At 28.4% G+C, this 1,967-nt stretch carries 1 protein-coding gene; it reads left to right on the top strand.

Annotated features, from left to right (window positions below; translation table 11 throughout):
- The first annotated feature begins 394 nt into the window (after positions 1-394).
- Complete coding sequence (locus tag VK998_RS02850; RefSeq protein ID WP_325225254.1) at positions 395-1,525, top strand: ISAs1 family transposase; 1,131 nt, start codon at positions 395-397, stop codon at positions 1,523-1,525.
- The last annotated feature ends 442 nt before the right edge of the window (positions 1,526-1,967 follow it).

The following is a 1,967-nucleotide window of genomic DNA, read 5'->3' as shown; positions in this document are numbered from 1 at the left end:
GTAATGTTTCTGTAGGGTTCATCCCTGTCAATAAAGCTAATAGAATAGTAACTACTGGAGCTACTATAAGTGGTGAAATCTTTTTGAAAGTTAAGATTATAAATACAATGACTGAAATTAATAAAGCTATATAGACCATTTTTACTCCTCCTTCATATTTTAGGACAAATTTAAAATCTATCCCTTTACCTTTATTACATTGCAAATTATATGCCAACTTGTAATATAAAAAATGCACATATCTAAGTATTCAATAATTACAATTTATATGTAACCTCTTTCAACCACAGGGCAATCGCATGAAAAATAATTAAAATAATTTCAAATTCAAAAAGGACTTTTAAAAGTTATGTCGAATCTATATAGTAAATAGATTTTAAAGGAGATAAATGACATGAATTTAAAAGACTTTAGAGAATCATTTGAAAAGGTTGAGGATTTTAGGGAATCACACAAAGTAAAACATAATCTGCTAGAAATAATATTTGTAGCAATCGTCGCAACAGTGGCTAACTCCAATACTTGGTTAGAAATAGAAGCATTTGGAGAGATAAAAGAAAGCTTACTCAAAAGATATGTAAAGCTAGAAAATGGTATACCTTCACATGACACTTTCCAAAGAGTTTTTGAACATCTAGATCCAAAAGCCTTTAACAGAGCCTTTATGGATTGGACAAAGAAGTTATGTGATAATACAGAAGGAAGAATTATAGCCTTAGATGGAAAAACCTTAAGAGGTTCAACTGATGGAAATAAAAAAGCTATTCACATAGTTAATGCCTGGGTAGATGAAAATAATTTTATATTGGGACAAATAAAAACAGATTCAAAAAGTAATGAAATAACAGCAATACCTGAACTTTTAGATTTATTGTTTCTAGAAAACAGCATAGTAACAATAGATGCAATGGGAACACAAAAGGATATAGCGGAAAGAATAATAAAAAAGAAAGCAGATTATGTATTAGCACTAAAAGGAAATCAAGGCTTGTTTCACGAAGAAGTAAAGGAATATATGGATTATGCACTTGAGAACAAAATCGACAAAATAAATATTAGTAAAAAAACAACTGTAGAAAAAGGACATGGAAGAATAGAGAAAAGAGAATATTTTCAAACAGATGATATAGGTTGGTTTCATGAAAAAGATAAGTGGAAAGGACTTAAAAGTATAGGAATGGTAAGAAGGACAGTTGAAAAGAATGGTAAAATAACTGTAGAAAATTGCTACTATATATCAAGCCTAGAATCACCCTTAGAAGGAGAATGTGACCTATTTGCTAAAGCTGTAAGAAATCATTGGGGAATAGAAAGTTGTCACTGGATGTTAGATGTAGTATTCAAAGAAGATCAAAGTACTGTTAGAAAGAATAATGGAGCAGAAAACCTTTCAATGCTAAGAAAAATAGCCATGAATATACTTAAAAATGATACATCAGGGCCAAAAAAAATAAGTAAAAATATGAAAAGATTTAGGGCATCAATGGACGATAGTTTATTAGAAGAAATAATAAATAACATATAATAACTTGCTGTACTATTCTCTTAAAACAGGTAGTCTGACCGTATTGTATATAGAAATGGGTGAAAAATAAAGATGTAAATATACATCTCTGTTAAAGTTTGCCTAAATTAGTTAGAAATAAGTTTTAATGTTTAATTGAATGGGAAATAAATAAATAGTTATGCAAACTGGGCTGGATTTTTAAAAAGATAAAGGCAGCCTGCTAATAAAGATGGATTTTCATGCGATTGCCGTGCTTCTAAATAAAATACTATTGAAATTTTGTAGAAATTGTAGTAAACTTAGTAGAAAGCAATATTAATTTTTTCTAAAAATTAATATCTGAAGAGATATTATATCTTTTATAAAGTGTAATGTATTACGTAGGTCAAGTTACAAAATTATGTTTTTATTGTAATAATTCTGGGGTTATTATTTATAAGACTTTTTGATTAATAAAATT

The organism is Schnuerera sp., from assembly GCF_035459645.1.
In the GTDB taxonomy this organism is placed as follows: domain Bacteria; phylum Bacillota; class Clostridia; order Tissierellales; family Tepidimicrobiaceae; genus Schnuerera.
This window is presented reverse-complemented; position numbering and strand designations above follow the sequence as displayed.

Coding starts and splice junctions, on each gene's coding strand:
- VK998_RS02850 (WP_325225254.1), top strand. CDS start 395: ATGAATTTAAAAGACTTTAGAGAATCATTTGAAAAGGTTGAGGATTTT.